At 63.7% G+C, this 15,784-nt stretch carries 17 protein-coding genes and 1 pseudogene; 8 read left to right on the forward strand and 10 right to left on the reverse strand.

Annotated features, from left to right (window positions below; all coding sequences use genetic code 11):
• Positions 1-65: 65 nt before the first annotated feature.
• Genes QRN70_RS22690 through QRN70_RS22700 form a run of 3 tightly spaced genes read right to left on the reverse strand, consistent with a single transcriptional unit; the run spans position 66 to position 2,647 of the window.
• On the reverse strand, positions 66-1,247 hold the full coding sequence (locus tag QRN70_RS22690; RefSeq protein WP_285420121.1) for an acetyl-CoA C-acetyltransferase: 1,182 nt from the start codon (positions 1,245-1,247) through the stop codon (positions 66-68).
• A gap of 11 nt (positions 1,248-1,258) precedes the next feature.
• Positions 1,259-1,924, reverse strand: coding sequence for a CoA transferase subunit B (locus QRN70_RS22695; RefSeq protein WP_285420122.1), 666 nt, complete (start codon positions 1,922-1,924; stop codon positions 1,259-1,261).
• Between the two features lie 24 nt (positions 1,925-1,948).
• Complete coding sequence (locus QRN70_RS22700) at positions 1,949-2,647, reverse strand: CoA transferase subunit A (protein WP_007919568.1); 699 nt, start codon at positions 2,645-2,647, stop codon at positions 1,949-1,951.
• Between the two features lie 263 nt (positions 2,648-2,910).
• Between QRN70_RS22700 and QRN70_RS22705 the strand changes: the two genes are divergently transcribed.
• A complete protein-coding gene (locus tag QRN70_RS22705; protein ID WP_285420123.1) occupies positions 2,911-3,798 on the forward strand; it encodes a LysR family transcriptional regulator in 888 nt (295 codons plus the stop codon).
• Between the two features lie 87 nt (positions 3,799-3,885).
• Here the strand turns inward: QRN70_RS22705 and QRN70_RS22710 are convergent, their stop codons facing one another.
• Both QRN70_RS22710 and QRN70_RS22715 read right to left on the reverse strand, forming a co-directional pair.
• On the reverse strand, positions 3,886-4,728 hold the full coding sequence (locus QRN70_RS22710; RefSeq protein ID WP_285420124.1) for an NAD-dependent protein deacetylase: 843 nt from the start codon (positions 4,726-4,728) through the stop codon (positions 3,886-3,888).
• A gap of 162 nt (positions 4,729-4,890) precedes the next feature.
• Positions 4,891-5,937, reverse strand: a complete 1,047-nt coding sequence (locus QRN70_RS22715; RefSeq protein ID WP_285420125.1) for a class I SAM-dependent methyltransferase — start codon at positions 5,935-5,937, stop codon at positions 4,891-4,893.
• Between the two features lie 331 nt (positions 5,938-6,268).
• Between QRN70_RS22715 and QRN70_RS22720 the strand changes: the two genes are divergently transcribed.
• Together QRN70_RS22720 and QRN70_RS22725 are read left to right on the forward strand one after the other, a co-directional pair.
• A complete protein-coding gene (locus tag QRN70_RS22720) occupies positions 6,269-7,108 on the forward strand; it encodes an HvfB family MNIO-type RiPP peptide maturase (RefSeq protein ID WP_285420126.1) in 840 nt (279 codons plus the stop codon).
• Positions 7,101-7,853 (forward strand): HvfC family RiPP maturation protein, encoded by a 753-nt coding sequence (locus QRN70_RS22725; RefSeq protein ID WP_285420127.1) that lies wholly within the window; start codon positions 7,101-7,103, stop codon positions 7,851-7,853. Before QRN70_RS22720 ends, QRN70_RS22725 begins: the two co-directional genes overlap by 8 nt.
• 113 nt (positions 7,854-7,966) lie before the next feature.
• Here the strand turns inward: QRN70_RS22725 and QRN70_RS22730 are convergent, their stop codons facing one another.
• Together QRN70_RS22730 and QRN70_RS22735 are read right to left on the reverse strand one after the other, a co-directional pair.
• Entirely contained in the window at positions 7,967-9,274 is a 1,308-nt protein-coding gene (locus QRN70_RS22730; protein ID WP_285420128.1) for an ATP-binding protein, read from the reverse strand.
• Positions 9,271-10,011, reverse strand: a complete 741-nt coding sequence (locus QRN70_RS22735) for a response regulator (RefSeq protein ID WP_285420129.1) — start codon at positions 10,009-10,011, stop codon at positions 9,271-9,273. Before QRN70_RS22735 ends, QRN70_RS22730 begins: the two co-directional genes overlap by 4 nt.
• A gap of 308 nt (positions 10,012-10,319) precedes the next feature.
• Here QRN70_RS22735 and QRN70_RS22740 point away from each other — a divergent pair, with 308 nt between their 5' ends.
• The 3 genes from QRN70_RS22740 to QRN70_RS22750 all read left to right on the forward strand — a co-directional run bounded on the left by QRN70_RS22740 (position 10,320) and on the right by QRN70_RS22750 (position 12,295).
• A complete protein-coding gene (locus QRN70_RS22740) occupies positions 10,320-10,586 on the forward strand; it encodes a DUF2790 domain-containing protein (RefSeq protein ID WP_285420130.1) in 267 nt (88 codons plus the stop codon).
• A gap of 27 nt (positions 10,587-10,613) precedes the next feature.
• On the forward strand, positions 10,614-10,994 hold the full coding sequence (locus QRN70_RS22745; protein WP_285420131.1) for a hypothetical protein: 381 nt from the start codon (positions 10,614-10,616) through the stop codon (positions 10,992-10,994).
• 86 nt (positions 10,995-11,080) lie between these two features.
• Positions 11,081-12,295, forward strand: a complete 1,215-nt coding sequence (locus QRN70_RS22750; protein ID WP_285420132.1) for a cytochrome c biogenesis protein DipZ — start codon at positions 11,081-11,083, stop codon at positions 12,293-12,295.
• A gap of 21 nt (positions 12,296-12,316) precedes the next feature.
• Here QRN70_RS22750 and QRN70_RS22755 read toward each other — a convergent pair whose 3' ends face one another.
• Entirely contained in the window at positions 12,317-12,778 is a 462-nt protein-coding gene (locus tag QRN70_RS22755; RefSeq protein ID WP_285420133.1) for a GNAT family N-acetyltransferase, read from the reverse strand.
• A 228-nt stretch (positions 12,779-13,006) separates the two neighbouring features.
• Between QRN70_RS22755 and QRN70_RS22760 the strand changes: the two genes are divergently transcribed.
• Together QRN70_RS22760 and QRN70_RS22765 are read left to right on the forward strand one after the other, a co-directional pair.
• Positions 13,007-13,279 (forward strand): DUF4242 domain-containing protein, encoded by a 273-nt coding sequence (locus QRN70_RS22760; protein WP_285420134.1) that lies wholly within the window; start codon positions 13,007-13,009, stop codon positions 13,277-13,279.
• Positions 13,280-13,310: 31 nt separating this feature from the next.
• Entirely contained in the window at positions 13,311-14,123 is an 813-nt protein-coding gene (locus QRN70_RS22765; RefSeq protein WP_285420135.1) for a class I SAM-dependent methyltransferase, read from the forward strand.
• 59 nt (positions 14,124-14,182) lie between these two features.
• On the opposite strand, the gene QRN70_RS22770 is transcribed toward QRN70_RS22765, so the two are convergent.
• Entirely contained in the window at positions 14,183-15,193 is a 1,011-nt protein-coding gene (locus QRN70_RS22770; RefSeq protein WP_285420136.1) for a hypothetical protein, read from the reverse strand.
• Positions 15,194-15,395: 202 nt separating this feature from the next.
• Positions 15,396-15,776, reverse strand: a pseudogene (locus tag QRN70_RS22775) (DUF488 domain-containing protein); the annotation flags it as partial.
• Positions 15,777-15,784 lie beyond the last annotated feature (8 nt).

Below are 15,784 nucleotides of genomic sequence, written 5' to 3' on the forward strand. Positions count from 1 at the left end.
ACCGGGTAGGTTGCCAGTGAGCAGCGGATGTCGTGGATCCGCCGCCCGCTGTGCGAACGTCTGGCTTACGCGCGTTCCAGCGCCAGGGCGACACCCTGGCCGCCGCCGATGCACAGGGTCGCCAGACCCTTCTTGGCGTCGCGCTTGAGCATTTCATGCAGCAGGGTGACCAGCACGCGGCAGCCCGAGGCACCGATCGGGTGGCCGAGGGCGATGGCGCCGCCGTTGACGTTGACCTTGTCCAGATCCCATTGCAGATCCTTGGCCACCGCCAGCGATTGCGCGGCAAAGGCTTCGTTGGCTTCGATCAGGTCGAGTTGCTCGAGGCGCCAGCCGGCCTTGTCCAGGCAGCGGCGGGTGGCCGATACCGGGCCGATGCCCATGATCGCCGGGTCGACCCCGGCGTTGGCGTAGGCGGCGATTCTGGCCAGCACCGGCAGGCCCAGGGCCTGGGCTTTCTCGGCGCTCATCAGGATCACGGCGGCGGCGCCATCGTTCAGCGAAGAGGCGTTGCCGGCGGTGACGCTGCCGTCCTTCTTGAAGGCCGGACGCAGTTTGGCCAGCGATTCGGCCGTGGTGTCGCCACGCGGCTGCTCGTCGACCTTGAAGGCAACCGGGTCGCCCTTGCGCTGCGGAATCAGGATCGGGGTGATTTCATCGACGAAACGCCCGGCTTCGATGGCCGCGGCGGCCTTGCGCTGCGAAGCGGCGGCGAAGGCGTCCTGCTGTTCGCGGCTGATCGCGTACTTGTCCACCAGGTTCTCGGCGGTGATGCCCATGTGGTAATCGTTGAACGCATCCCACAGGCCGTCGCTGATCATGGTGTCGACGATTTGCGCGTGGCCCATGCGCAGGCCGGTGCGTGCGCCCGGCATCACGTAGTTGGCCAGGCTCATGTTCTCCTGGCCACCGGCGATGATCACCTCGGCATCGCCGCAGCGGATCGCCTGCGCACCGAGGTGCAGGGCCTTGAGGCCGGAGCCGCAGACCTTGTTCAGGGTCATCGCCGGCACGGCGTGGGGCAGGCCGGCCTTGATCGCGGCCTGACGCGCCGGGTTCTGCCCGGCGCCGGCGGTCAGCACCTGGCCCATGATCACTTCATCGACCTGAGCGCCATCCAGACCGGTCTGTTCGAGCAGCTGGCGGATCACCGCCGCGCCCAGATCCACCGCGGACACGTTGGCCAGGGAGCCTTGAAAACTGCCGATCGCGGTGCGCGTGGCGGCAACAATTACGACGTCTTGCATTTTCGAATTCCTCACTCGGCTGCGAACTGCATTTCCGGCACGTGATCCGGGACGATCAGTTTACCTGCGGTTTTGCTGACGATTTCCTCGACGCTGACGCCAGGTGCGCGTTCCTTGAGGACAAAAGCGCCATTTTCGATTTCCAGGTAGGCGAGGTCGGTCAGTACACGCTTGATGCACCCGGCGCCGGTCAGCGGCAGGCTGCACTTGGACAGCAGCTTGGACTCACCGTCCTTGGACGCGTGGGTCATGATGACGATGATGTTTTCGGCGCCGGCGACCAGGTCCATCGCGCCGCCCATGCCCTTGACCAGTTTGCCGGGAATCATCCACGAGGCGATGTTGCCTTCGACGTCCACTTCGAACGCGCCGAGCACGGTCAGGTCGACATGGCCGCCGCGGATCATCGCGAAGGATTCGGCGGAGTTGAAAATCGATGCGCCGATGCGCGCGGTCACGGTCTGTTTGCCGGCGTTGATCATGTCGGCATCGATGGTGTCTTCAGTCGGAAAAGGGCCCATGCCGAGCAGACCGTTTTCCGATTGCAGCATGACTTCCATGCCTTCGGGGATGTAGTTGGCGACCAGGGTCGGAATGCCGATGCCGAGGTTGACGTAGTAGCCGTCCTGCATTTCGCGGGCGACACGCTGGGCCATTTGTTCGCGGGAAAGTGCCATATTGTTGTTCTCCGTCAGCCTGAATTATTTGCGGATGGTGCGCTGTTCGATGCGCTTTTCGAACGTGCCGCAAATGACCCGGTCGACGTAGATGCCGGGGGTGTGGATCTGCGACGGATCCAGCTCGCCGGGCTCGACGATTTCCTCGACTTCGACCACGGTGATCTTGCCGGCGGTGGCGGCCAGCGGGTTGAAGTTCTGCGCGGTGTGGCGGTAGACGACGTTGCCGAAGTGGTCGGCTTTCCAGCCTTTGACGATGGCGAAGTCGCCGGTGATGGACTCTTCCATCAGGTACTTGCGCCCTTTGAATTCGCGCACTTCCTTGCCTTCGGCGACCGGAGTGCCGACGCCGGTGGCGGTGAAGAAGGCCGGGATGCCGGCACCGCCTGCGCGCATTTTTTCGGCGAGGGTGCCTTGCGGGGTCAGGATGACTTCGATGTCGCCCTTGAGCAGCTGCTCTTCGAACAGTTTGTTTTCGCCGACGTAGGAGGCGATCACTTTGCTGATCTGGCGGTCGGTCAGCAGCACGCCGAGACCGAAGCCGTCGACGCCGCAGTTGTTGGAAACGACGGTGAGGTCTCGGGTGCCCTTGCGCTTGATCTCGGCGATCAGGTTTTCCGGGATGCCGCACAGGCCGAAGCCGCCGGCGATCACGGTCATGCCGTCTTCAAGCCCGGCGAGGGCTTCCTCGTAGGAACTCACGCGCTTGTCGAAACCTGCCATATGCACCTCTTTTATTGTTTGCCGGCGGCTGGCTAGCCGAATGACTGGAGTGTCGCGCCGCGGGATATATTTGTTAAGTTGATTTTTAAGGTCGATTGATTGATAAAGCTCATCAAATCACTGTTCTCCGTGCTGATCGTTCCCACGCTCTGCGTGGGAATGCCTCTAGGGACGCTCCGCGTCCCAGTGACGCAGAGCGTCATGTCTGCGTTACGCCAAAGAGCGTGGGAACGAGCAAACACCGATACGGAAGCATAGCGTCCATGACCATCAAGCAGATCCGCGCTTTTCTCGCCGTGGCCCAGAGCCTCAGTTTCGCCGTGGCCTGCGAGCGCCTGCATCTGTCGCAGTCAGCCCTCAGCCTGACGATCAAGGCGCTGGAGGAGGGCCTGGGTGGGCGCCTGTTCAGCCGCAACACACGCAACGTCGCGCTGACCGCCGAAGGCGAGTCGCTGCTGCCACTGGCGCGCCGGCTGATCGCCGACTGGGACAACGCCGAGGACGAGATGCGCCAGCGCTTCAGCCTGCAACGCGGGCGGGTGACGCTGGCGGCGATGCCGTCATTTGCCGGCAACCTGCTGCCACCGATTCTCAAGACTTTCCGCGCGCGCTATCCGAACGTCAACGTCACGGTCAACGACGTGATCAACGAGCAGGTGCTGGAGATGGTGCGCGACCGCCAGGTAGAACTGGGCGTGGCGTTCGAGCCGATGCAGAACACATCGCTGTCGTTTACCGCGCTGTACATGGATCGTTTTGTCGCGGTGGTGCCGCGGGATTCGCCGCTGGCCGAGTTAGGCGAAATCGATTGGCAGACCTTGATGCAGCAACCGTTCATCACTCTGCAACGCCCGTCCACGGTGCGGGTGATGCTCGAGGAACACTTGCAGGCGCGGGGCATGAAGCTGCCGGTGGCGTTCGAGAGCCATCAACTGGCGACGGTCGGGCGGATGGTCGCCAGCGGCCTGGGCGTCAGCGCGGTGCCGGCCTTGTGCGCCACGCAGATGCAGGAACTGGGCGCGCGCTGCCTGATCCTGCAAGACTCGGTGGAACGGGCAATCGGCGTGCTGACCGAACCGGGCAATGAGCTGTCGGCGGCGGCGCAGGCGTTGTTCGATATTCTCAAGGCCGAGGATTTTGCTCGTCTGTAACAACCGTTGCCCTCGGCCGAGCCTTCCCAGGGACGGCGCGAACAGACCACGCGCTCGGTGCCTTCTCCATCGGCTGAGGGACTGGCCTCAGCGAGTGAGCTTCTGCGCCAGCACCGGCAACAACTGCTCGCAGGACGCCTCGATCTTCATGTCCAGCAAATCATCGGCGCGGGTCTTGCCCAGGTTGATGGCGATCAGCGGCTTGCCCCGGTCAGCGATCACCCGGCACAGGCGGAACGCCGAATAGGCCATCAGCGACGATCCGACTACCAGCATTCCCGCCGCATTTTCCACCGCGGCCATGGCCTTGGCGGCGGTGGCCTGGGCGACGTTTTCGCCGAAGAACACCACGTCCGGTTTCAGCCGTTCGCCGCCACAATGCGGACAGTGCGGCACCTGAAACCGCGCCTCGAACGCCGGATCGAGCAGGGTGTCGCCATCCGGCGCCTGCACCGCGTCGACCCCGGCCAGATACGGATTGTGCATTTCCAGCAGGCGCTGAATCGCATCGCGCTCGCTGCGTTGACCGCAGTCCAGGCACACCACCCGGTGCAGGCTGCCGTGCAGTTCGATGACATCATGGCTGCCGGCCTGATCGTGCAGGGTGTCGACGTTCTGCGTGATCAGCGCGCTGAGCAGGCCTTGCCTCTGCAGCGTGGCCAGCGCCTGATGTGCCGCATTCGGCTGGGCCTGGCGCACCCGCGGCCAGCCGAGCATCGCCCGCGCCCAATAGCGGCGGCGCGATTGCGCGGCCGAAAGAAACTCCTGATACATCATCGGCTGCCGGCCGCGGCGCACACCGTCGCTGTCACGGTAATCGGGAATGCCCGACGGCGTGCTGATGCCGGCGCCGGTCAGCACCACGAAGTCGCCGTCGGCCATCGCCTCGAGCAGAAAGTCGAGGTGTTCGCAAAGCGGGCTGTCGAGCATGGTCAGCACTCCGGGGCACATGAATGCCTTGCAGGTTAGCACTGACTTTGTGGCCAGGGTGCCTGCGCCCCCGGCATTGCCTGGCAGGCTTGTCGTTTGCCGGCGCGTTTTGCACTCGCGCGCAAGCCGACGCGGTCGCCACAGGGTGACTGATTTCTGCGCTTATTTGCGTGCCTCCAGAATCAGGTTGAACGGCGTCTGCGTGGCGCGGCGGAACTGCTTGAACCCGGCCTCGCTGAACACCTTGCGCAAACGCAGCTCACCGGCCTGGGCGCCGAGCCCGAGGCCGACTTCCTGGGACAGCGAATTCGGTGTGCAGATAAACGTCGAGGCCGCATAGAACAGTCGTCCGACCGGGTTGATGTTGTCATCCAGCGCATCGTTGGCGAACGGCTCGACCAGCAGCACCGTGCCATCGTCCTTGAGCGAATCGTAGGCATGCCGCGCGGCGCCGACCGGGTCGCCCATGTCGTGCAGGCAGTCGAAGTAACAGATCAGGTCGTAATCGTTGCCGGGAAAGCTTTTCGCGCTGCCCTGGAAGAACCGCGCACGGCTGCTGACCCCGCCTTCTTCGGCGCGTTGCGTGGCGACCGTGACCGACGGTGCGTGGTAATCGAAACCGACGAACCGCGAGTTCGGATAGGCCTGGGCCATGATCACCGTGGAGGCGCCGTGGCCGCAGCCGACGTCGGCGACTTTGGCGCCGTCCTCGAGTTTCGCCACCACGCCGTCCAGCGCCGGCAGCCATTCGGCGATCAGGTGCCCCTTGTAGCCGGGGCGGAAAAACCGTTCGGTACCGGTGAACATGCACGGGTGGTGATCGCCCCAGGGCAGGGCGCCGTTGCCGCGCATGGCTTTGACCAGTTTGTCCTTGTCATGGAAAAACGACGCCACCACGCCGAGACCGCCGGCGACATATACCGGCGAGTCCTCGACGGCCAGCGCCAGGGCCTGTTCTTCGGGCAGGCGGAATTTGCCGTCGAGGTGTTCCATGTAGCCGGAGGCGGCGTGGGCGCTGAGCCATTCGCGCACCAGGCGAGCGTTGCAGGCGGTTTTTTCGGCGAGGGATTCCGGGCTGATCGGCTGGCTGTCGGCCATGGCTCTGTACAAGCCGAGTTCTTCGCCGACGATGACATTGGCCAGCATCGCCGCGCCGCCCATGTCGTTGACCAGTTTGCCCATGAATTCGTTGAGTCGGGCCTCGTCCATCTCATGTGCTCCTGTTACAGGATCACAGTCCGGCGGCATTGAGGGTCGAGGCAGTTGCCACCGGGCGGTGGTCGTGGAAACGGGCAGGGCGCCAACAGCGCCTGCGGCCCCCTCGACTGGGTAACCATTGAGTCTAGTCGGTCCACCGCACGCCGGCGCGCTCCCTGGCGAATGGGTGCGCACGCCAGGTTTGTATCGCTGTGTATCAGCGTCGGAGCCGGATACACAGTGCGGTAATTGGCGCCGTGGGCGAACACAGCGGCGATACAGCGCACGCATTAACTGGACTCCCGGTCGTCACCCCGGACGACCGCAACTTGAGGTCCTGCCCATGCCCACTCGCCCATCCACCTTGCAGGCCAGCGTCGGCCTCGGCCTGCGTCGCGGCCTGATCAAGGATCTGCTGGCCGCCCGTACGACTGATCTCGACTTTCTCGAAGTCGCCCCGGAAAACTGGATCGGCGTCGGTGGCGCCCACGGCGCGGCGCTGCGCGAACTGGCCGAGCGTTTCCCGTTGTCCTGTCACGGCCTGTCGTTGTCGCTGGGCGGCCCGGCACCGCTGGACGTCGATTTCCTGCGCGAGGTGCGCACCTTTCTCGATCAGCACCAAGTGCCGCTGTACAGCGAACACCTGAGCTACTGCAGCGATGACGGCCACCTCTACGATCTATTGCCGCTGCCGTTCACCGAAGAGGCGGTGCATCACGTCGCCGCGCGCATCCGTCAGGCCCAGGACATCCTGGGCCGGCGCCTGGCGGTGGAAAACGTCTCCTACTACGCCGCGCCGCAGCAGGACATGGACGAAGTGAGCTTCACCAACGCCGTGCTGCGCGAGGCCGATTGCGACCTGCTGCTGGATGTCAACAACGTCTACGTCAACGCGATCAACCACGGTGTTGACGCGCATGCCTTCCTTGCCGGGATCGAGCCCGGCCGGGTGGTCGGCATGCACGTGGCCGGGCATTTCGATGAATCCGCCACGCTGAAGATCGATACCCACGGTGCGCCGGTAAAACCGGAGGTCTGGGCGCTGCTGGCCGAGGCCTACACGCGGTTCGGCGCACAACCGACCCTGCTCGAACGGGATTTCAACTTTCCGGCATTTTCCCAATTGCTGGGGGAAGTGCAGACCATCCGCCGCTTGCAGAACGAGGAGCGCCGCCATGGCTGATCTGGCCCGGCAACAACAGGCACTGACCCGCTACCTGCGCGATCCGGACAACCAGGCACCACCGGCGCAGATGAATGCGGCGCGGGTCGCGGTGTATCGCGATCTGGTGTTCAACAACCTGTCGCAGCTGCTCGGCGGCACGTTTCCGGTGCTGATCCGAATCATCGGCGAGTCAGGCTGGAAAACTCTGGTGCGGGGTTTCCTGCGGGACTACCGGGCGCAGACGCCGAAGTTCGGCGAGATTGCCGAGGCGTTCATCGACTACCTGTCGGCGCAACCGGCGGTGTTGCGCGAGGGCCATTGGCCGCCGTTCCTGCTGGAGCTGGCGCATTACGAGTGGGTGGAAATGGTCTTGCAGCAGTCTGCCGCCGAGCCGCTGCCGCCGAGCGATCCGGCGCTGTTGTTGCAGCAACCGCTGCGGGTGTCGGCGCTGGCCTGGCCGCTGGCATACACCTGGCCGGTGCATTTGCTCGGCCCGGATCGGCAACCCGTCACGCCACCGGCGCAACCGACCCTGTTGCTGGTGCGCCGTACGCCGGACTGGAGCGTGAAATTTTCCGAATTGAGCCCATTGGCCTGGCGCTTGCTCGAGCGCATTGGCGAGTTCCCGAGCCTCAGCGGTCGCGCGCAATTGCACGCCCTGGCCGCGGAAGCAGGCTTGCCGGCGACCGCAGCGTTCACCGACAGCGGCATGCAGTTGCTGCAGCAGCTGCACGCCGACGGTGTCATCGGCTGCACCCCCTGAAAACCTCACTCCGCCGTCAGCGTCGGCTTGTCGGCGCTGACGGCGGGGCAACAGCTGATCGCCTGATCGACCGCTGTGCCAGCGAGCCTGCCTGTGCAGGGTTCGGGATGGATTCAGGCGCTGAGCGGCAGCCTCAGCTCGGCACACAACCCGCCACCGTCGCGGTTGCTCAGGGTCAGCGAACCGCCGAGAGCCATGGCCAGTTGCTGGGCGATGGCCAGGCCGAGGCCGGTGCCGCCGGTGCTGCGGTTGCGCGAGTTCTCCACGCGGTAGAACGGCTGCATGACCTGAGCCAATTCGGCTTCGGCGATGCCCGGACCGCGATCCATGACCTTCACCGACAGCCCGCCATGCTGCCGCTCGACCTGCAACTGAGCGCTGCCGGCGAATTTCAGTGCATTGTCGGTAAGGTTGACCAGCACCCGACGCAGGGCATGCGGGCGCGTATCGATGACGGCTTCGCTCTTGCCAGCCAATTGCACGTCCTTGCCCATGTCCTGATAGTCGAACACCAGGCTGTCGAGGAACGAGTCGAGGTCGGTGCGTCGGCTTTCTTCGGTCGAGCCATGGATGCTGCGGGCATAGGCCACACCTTCGCGCACCAGGTGCTCCATCTCGCCGAGGTCGTTGCACAGTTTGTCTTTCTCCGGCGAATCGTCCATGAACTCGGCGCGCAGTTTCATCCGGGTGATCGGGGTTTGCAGGTCGTGGGAAATCGCCGCGAGCAATTGCATGCGCTCTTTCAGGTAAGCGGCGATGCGCGCCTGCATCGCGTTGAACGCGCGGGCGGCGTACACCACTTCGTTGGGCCCGTGTTCGTCGAGGTGCACGGCATGGGCATTGGGATCGAGGGTTTCCACGGCATTGGCGAGGCGGGTGAGCGGGCGGATGGCGATGCGCACCGCCAGCCAGGTGCAGGCCAGCATCAGTGCCAGTTGCCCGAGCAGCACCGCCGGCAACCACGGCGACAGCGGCACCATCGACGGACGCACATCGATGGTCACCGGGCTGCCGTCGCTCAGGCGCAGGTGGCCTTGAAAATGTTTGATCGGCCCGGGGATGTCGGTGAAGGTCAGCGGATAGGCGGCGCCGATCGCATCGGTGATCGAAGTGACGGCAATCGGCACATCGCCCGCGCCGATCGGCGTGCCCGGTTCGCCTTCGCTCAGCAGGTAAGCGTAGTTGGCCCGGGCCAGGCGCTTGAGCCAGGCGGGACGTTCTTCGGCGGGCAGGCGATCGAGGATGGCAATCGACGTCGAGACGTCGGTTTCGAGGTTGCCGAGCATGGTGTTTTTCGCGCTCTGGTAGCGCTCGTAATACTGCGCGCCGAACGACAGCGCCTGGGCGAGGATCAGGCCGACGAGGAATATCAGCGACAACCGCGAAGCCAGGGTGCGTGGCCAGCGCAGGGCGACACTCATGCCGGGGCTCCGAGAATCTCCACCGGCAGCGAGAACACATAACCTTCGCTGCGCACGGTCTTGATATAGGCCGGCTCGCGGGCGTCGTCGAGCAGACGCTGGCGCAGGCGACTGACCAGCAGATCGATGGAGCGGTCGAACAGATCGGCGTCGCGGCCCTGGGTCAGGTTGAGCAGTTGGTCGCGACTCAGCACCCGTTGCGGGTGGTCGAGAAACACCCGCAGCAAGCGGTATTCGGCACCGCTCAGGGCGACCATGGTGCCGTCCTTGTCCAGCAAGTGCCGGGCCGAGGTGTCCAGCTGCCAGCGGCCGAAGGCGAGCAGGCGGCCGCTTTCGGTGACCACCAGGTTCGGCGGCAGCATCCGCGTACGCCGCAGCACGGCGTTGATCCGCGCCAGCAGCTCGCGGGCGGCGAAGGGTTTGGTCAGGTAGTCGTCGGCGCCCATTTCCAGGCCGATGATTCGGTCGGTTTCATCGTTGCGCGCGGTGAGCATCAGCACCGGTGTGGCCTTGTGTTTGCCGGCGCGCAACTCGCGGCACAGCAGCAGGCCGTCGTCGCCGGGCATCATGATGTCGAGCACGATCAGGTCGACCGTATTGGCTTCGAGAAAGCTGCGCATCTGGCGGCCATCGGCGACCACGGTGGTGCGCAGACCGTTTTTCTTCAGGTAATTGCCGACCAGTTCGCGGATCTCGCGGTCGTCGTCGACGATCAGGATGTGATCGACATGTTCCATGGGCCAACCTCTAGCAAAAGGGGGAATGCCGCGCAGTCTATCGAGCCTTGGCCGGCGCGCCTGCGGGCCTTTGTATTGCAGTGTATCTGGCGCAACGGCGGATACACGGAGACGCAAAAAGACGATTTTTCCAGGCTTTTGTATCGCTGTGTATCTCCGGGCGGTGGGGACACACAGCGATTTATAGCCGACGTTTCCCGACACAGACGCGATACCTCGCGAGCTTTAAATGAGCTCCATCGAGGCACACCCCAACCGCCTCGGCTCAACCAACCGATCTACCTAATTGAAGCCTTGAGGGACACACCATGAACAAGTCATCCGTGATCGCCGCCTGCCTGTTCGCTGCACTGAACATCTGCACCCTGTCGGCCCGCGCCGAAGCAGCCGAGGTTACCCCGCAAACCTACACCTACGGTACCCACCTGGACATCCAGAAAGTCATCTCGCTGAAACAGGACAACTCGACCACCTGCGGCATCGTCGAGGCGCGCATGACCTACCTGGATTCGACCGGCCAGACCCGCGTGCTCGACTACAGCAAATTCGCCGACGGTTGCCACAACGAAAACTGATTGATCACTTTCTTCAGGAGTATTGCCATGAACAACGTAGCGCGTTTTTTCACTGCCATCGCCTTCGCCCTGGCCGGTGTGGCGGCACATGCCAACGCTGCCGTCGAACAGAGTAGCTGCACCGCCAGCATTTGCTTCCAGCTCAGCCCGCTGGCCAAGTCGGCCAGCGATGCGTTGATCGCCGCCGATGGCTCCAGCCGCACGCCGCAAGGGCAAATGGTGGCCGAGGACGGATCGAGCCGCACGCCGCAGGGGCAAAGGGTGGCCGAGGACGGCTCCAGCCGCACGCCGCAGGGGCAGAGGGTGGCCGAGGACGGTTCCGGCCGCACGCCGCAGGCGCAAAGGGTGGCCGAGAACGGTGCCAGCCGCACCCCGCAAAGCCAATGGCTCGACAGCCAGAGCGCCTGAAACGCCTCTGACCATTCACTGGGAGGACGGGAGCCAGATCCCACCCCCGGCCACCGCTGTTCAACATTTTTCCCAGGGTGATCCGCATGTTCCTCATTGCTTTCCTCGGCGGTCTGCTGACCGTCCTCAGCCCGTGCATCTTGCCAGTGGTGCCGTTTCTGTTCGCCGGCGCCCAGCGCAGCCGCGCTTCGATCCTGCTGACCCTCGGTGGCATGGCCCTGACCTTTGCCGTGATCTCGAGCCTGGCAGTGGTCAGCAGCGAATGGGTGATCCAGGCCAGTAACAGCGGCCGGCATATCGCCCTGATCGTGATGGCGCTGTTTGCCCTCTCGCTGATTTCCGCGCGAGTCGGTGACTGGCTCTCCCGGCCATTCGTTGTGCTCGGCAATCGCCTCGATCCGGACACCCGCAAGAAGGCCGGGCCGATGGGCTCGATCATGCTCGGCGTCGCCACCGGTCTGTTGTGGGCACCGTGCGCCGGGCCGATCCTCGGCGTGATTCTGACCGGGGCCATGCTGCAAGGCGCCAACGCCCAGACCAGCCTGTTGCTGCTGGCGTATGGGGCGGGCAGTGCGCTGTCGCTGGGTACGTTGATCTTCGCCGGTCGCGGCCTGGTCAATCGCTTGAAACCGTCGATCCCGTTCACCGGCTGGTTGCGCCGCGGCGCAGGCGTTGCGGTGCTGGCGGCGGCCGCGGTCATTGCCACCGGTGCCGACAAAACGCTGCTGGCCGGGACGTCTTCCCAGGGTGTCGCCAGCGTCGAGAAAAGCGTGCTGGAGAACGCGCCGAAAGTGCTCGACTACTTCATCAGCAAAGTGCGCGCCGACGTCATGAGCGAGGACGCCGGCAAAGGTGCGATGCCCTCACTGGCCGGCGCGGTGCAATGGCTCAACTCGCCCGAGCTGAGCGCCGATTCGCTGCGCGGCAAAGTGGTGCTGGTGGATTTCTGGACCTACGACTGCATCAACTGCCAGCACACGCTGCCGTACGTCAAGGAGTGGCAGAAGAAGTACGCCAGCGACGGCCTGGTGGTGATCGGCGTGCACACCCCGGAATACGGCTACGAGCGGATCATCGATAACGTCAGGGATCAGGTGCGCAAGCTCGGCATCACCTATCCGGTGGCCATCGACAACAACTACGCGATCTGGCGCAACTTCGACAATCAGTACTGGCCGGCCCATTACCTGATCGACGCCAAGGGCCAGGTGCGCTACAGCCACTTCGGCGAGGGCAGCTACGACGCTCAGGAACAAATGATCCGGCAGCTGCTGGAAGAGGCCAAGGCGCCGGCCGCGTAAGCCGAGGCAAACATCAATGGCTCACAGGTCTCGCACCATGAGCCATTGTTCGTTGTCCCAGGCGCGAAAGCGCTCCAGCACTGTCCAGCCGCGTTTGCCGTAGTAGTCCTGCTTGTTCTGCGTATGCAGGTAGAGGCGTGGCAATCCGCGCTGTTTCGCGGCCTGACTGATGCCATCGATCAGTTGTTCGGCGAGCCCTTGGCCACGTGCCTCGGGCGTGACGAATACGCAGGCCAGCCATGGCCCGAGGTCCGGGCGCAGGGTCAGGTCGGCGCGGGCCAGTGCCGCGCCGCCGAGCAGACGTTCGCCGTCCAGGGCAATCAGGCACGGCCAGTCACCATTGGTTTGGCCGTCGGCGAACTCGCGTTGCCACTCGGCCAGGGGTTGCGCGGCGTATTCGTAGGCGAATTGCTGGTGAATCCAGGCGGCGTAGGTGTCACTGTGCTGCAGGTGATCGGCAAGCCATTCCAGGCGCAAAGGCATGAAGGGATTCCATTCGTTAAGGACGAGTCGGCATGAGAGCCGATCTCCCGGCGTGCTGGCAATCACGACAGTGTCTCGGTGGCTTTACAAATAGCCGCCATTCATCGGCCAGGCCCCGATTTTACGGGCTCTCCGGACGATTGGCAGGGACGCCGACCGGCCCCCGCGCGATAGTGGGCGAGCGGGTTCATCAGGGCCTGCCACCGAGAACAAGCAAGCGAGGTTGCCATGCCGAAATTCGTGATCGAACGCGAGATTCCAGGGGCCGGAAAGCTGTCGCAGCAAGAGCTCAAAGCCGTTTCGCAAACATCCTGCCAGGCGTTGCGCGAACTCGGGCCACAGGTGCAGTGGCTGCAGAGTTATGTCACCGCCGACAAAGTCTATTGCGTGTACATCGCTCCCGATGAAGAGCAGGTGCGCGAGCACGCCCGGCTGGGCGGATTCCCGGCCAACAGCGTGGCGCGGGTGGTCACGGTGATCGATCCGACCACGGCTGAGTGAAGCCCATCCAACCTGCAGCGGAGCAAGATTCATGAGTACCCCCATTGATCTGACGGCCCTGAAGGAACGCCAGAAAGTCGCCTGGGCCAGCGGTGATTACGCGTTGATTGGCACCACGTTGCAGATCGTTGGCGAGAACCTCGCCGAGGCCTGCGACCTGCGCTGCGATGAAGAGGTGCTGGATGTCGCCGCCGGCAACGGCAACGCGACCCTGGCGGCGGCGCGGCGTGGTTGCCGGGTGATGTCCACCGACTACGTCGCGGCGCTGCTCGAACGGGGCCAGGATCGAGCGCGGGCCGAGCACCTCGACGTCACCTTTCAAGTCGCCGATGCCGAGGCACTGCCGTTCGCCGATGGCAGTTTCGACGCAGTGCTGTCGACCTTCGGCGTGATGTTCGCGCCGGACCAGGCCACGGCGGCCCGGGAGCTGGCCCGCGTGTGTCGGCGCGGCGGCCGCATCGGCATGGCCAACTGGACCCCGGACGGTTTCGTCGGGCAGATGTTCAAGACCCTCGGTCGCCACCTGCCACCGCCGCCCGGCGCGCAGCCGCCGTCGAACTGGGGCGCCGAACCCTGGCTGCACTCGCACTTCGACGAGCGCCACTTTCTGATCCAGGTCGCCCAGCGGCATTTCAACTTCCGCTACCGCTCGGCGGCGCACTTCATCGACATCTTCCGCCACTGGTACGGCCCGGTACACAAAGCCTTCGCCGCGTTGCCACCGGAGAGTGGGCAGGCGCTGGAAAACGATCTGACGGAGCTGATCGAACGCTTCAACCGGGCAGGGCCGGACTCGCTGGTGGTACCGAGCGATTACCTGGAGGTGGTGATTACCAAGCGTTGAGCGAGGGCAATGCGGATGTGAGAGCGAGCAGGCTCGCTCTCACACGGAGGTTGAATGAGTCACGCAGGCACAGACGACACGGAATGACTCCAGAACATCAGGGCTGCGGTGAAAAGAGCAAACAATACCGGAAAGACTATTTCCGCCGTTACATACAGGATGCGCATGCTCTTGAGTTGTGCGAAGACCTTGATGAGTTCCTTGAGCATCTGCTGCTCTTCAGAACTGTCGAAGTTTCGTATGGAACGACTGAACAACTCGTCCATCAGGCTGTTGCGGGCGATGAACCAAGGCTCCAGCCATTTATCGAACGCGGCGGTGATTCGGTTGTACGAGTCATCTGATCGGAACGGGGAAGGGTCATTCTTGATGGCTTCATGGGCGAGGAGAATCGGCTCGCACTCGGCTTCGAACGCCTGGGTCAGCCCCTTCAGTTCGGTCTGAAGGTCCTTGAGCCAAGTCTCCTTGATGGCGACGACTGGCTTGAGTGCGGCGGGCAGATTCAGGCTGTTGATGTCGAGAAGAGCGGCGCTTGATTGAATGCTGACATCCTTGTAGCCCACCAGGACTTGTTCCTTGGCGGCGCTGTACGGCTCGTAGCATTGACCGATCATGTCGAAGGTTTTGCCCCAGTAATGATTTTCCAGCTGTTTTCTCGCCAGACCGAGTCCCACCAGTTCCTGCAGGTTTTCAGCAGCGTCGGAATGTTTACGGCGTATCAGGTTCCAGCGCTGGAAGTCGAACCAGGCCTTGCAGGAGAACGCCAGGGAGATCAGGCCGATGAAACCGGCATAGATAATGAAAAGCTCCCGGCTGACAGCAACTTCAACATCGACAAATTTCAAGTGTTTGATGTCGAGAAAGTACACGGCCGCGAAAGCGAGCGAGACATAAAGAAGGATGGACTGATAGCGGATGGCTTCCGCCCCGAGGATCGGGTTGGAGACGGAAATGGCATCGTCAATGAACGTCTTGAACTCCCGGCGATATTCCTTTTGGTCAACTGACGTCGTCTGATTGAACAGGATCGGAAAATGATCTCTCAGGCGTTGTTCGATAGCTTTGTGCATGCTCACGCCCTCCCTGGGCGCCAGAAATATCGGTGGCGGGTTCGCATCGACGCGCCGCCGCCGTATGAGCGACGGCAACCCGATGGCGCAGCAAAGCTACTGGTTTGATATCACTGTGTCCATCGCTGGGTATTCAGCGCTTGGCTGCGGTTCCCGGCAACGGAGTCGAGGGGAGGGACGGAGGTTTTTCGATATCGACGGCGATGTCAGCGTTACGTGCCAGCAACAACTCCCGCAACACCGAGCGATGGCAATGCGCTTCTTCGGCGCAGTAGCAACCGAGCGCGAAGGAAGTCTGGTGCGACAGCGCTGCCAGCAGGTCGAGCAACTGACTGGCCGCTGGCTGCTTCATTTCAGTCTTGAACTTGCGGACGAACGCGTTCCAGGCCTTGGCATCCTTTGCGTCCAGGGCTTCGGCCACCAGTTCGGCGCTGGGTGACAGCAAGGGCTGCCAGACGTCATAAAAATCGCGGCTGGCGAACTGCGCCTTGGGCACGCCCCGTGGCGGGCGCCGCACGGTGCCCAGGCGCAGGCCTTCATCGGGGGCGCGCGGCGCGCCAAGGCGGACGATATGGATCGGCATGGCGCCGG

This window comes from Pseudomonas sp. efr-133-TYG-5, assembly GCF_030209175.1.
Classification (GTDB): domain Bacteria; phylum Pseudomonadota; class Gammaproteobacteria; order Pseudomonadales; family Pseudomonadaceae; genus Aquipseudomonas.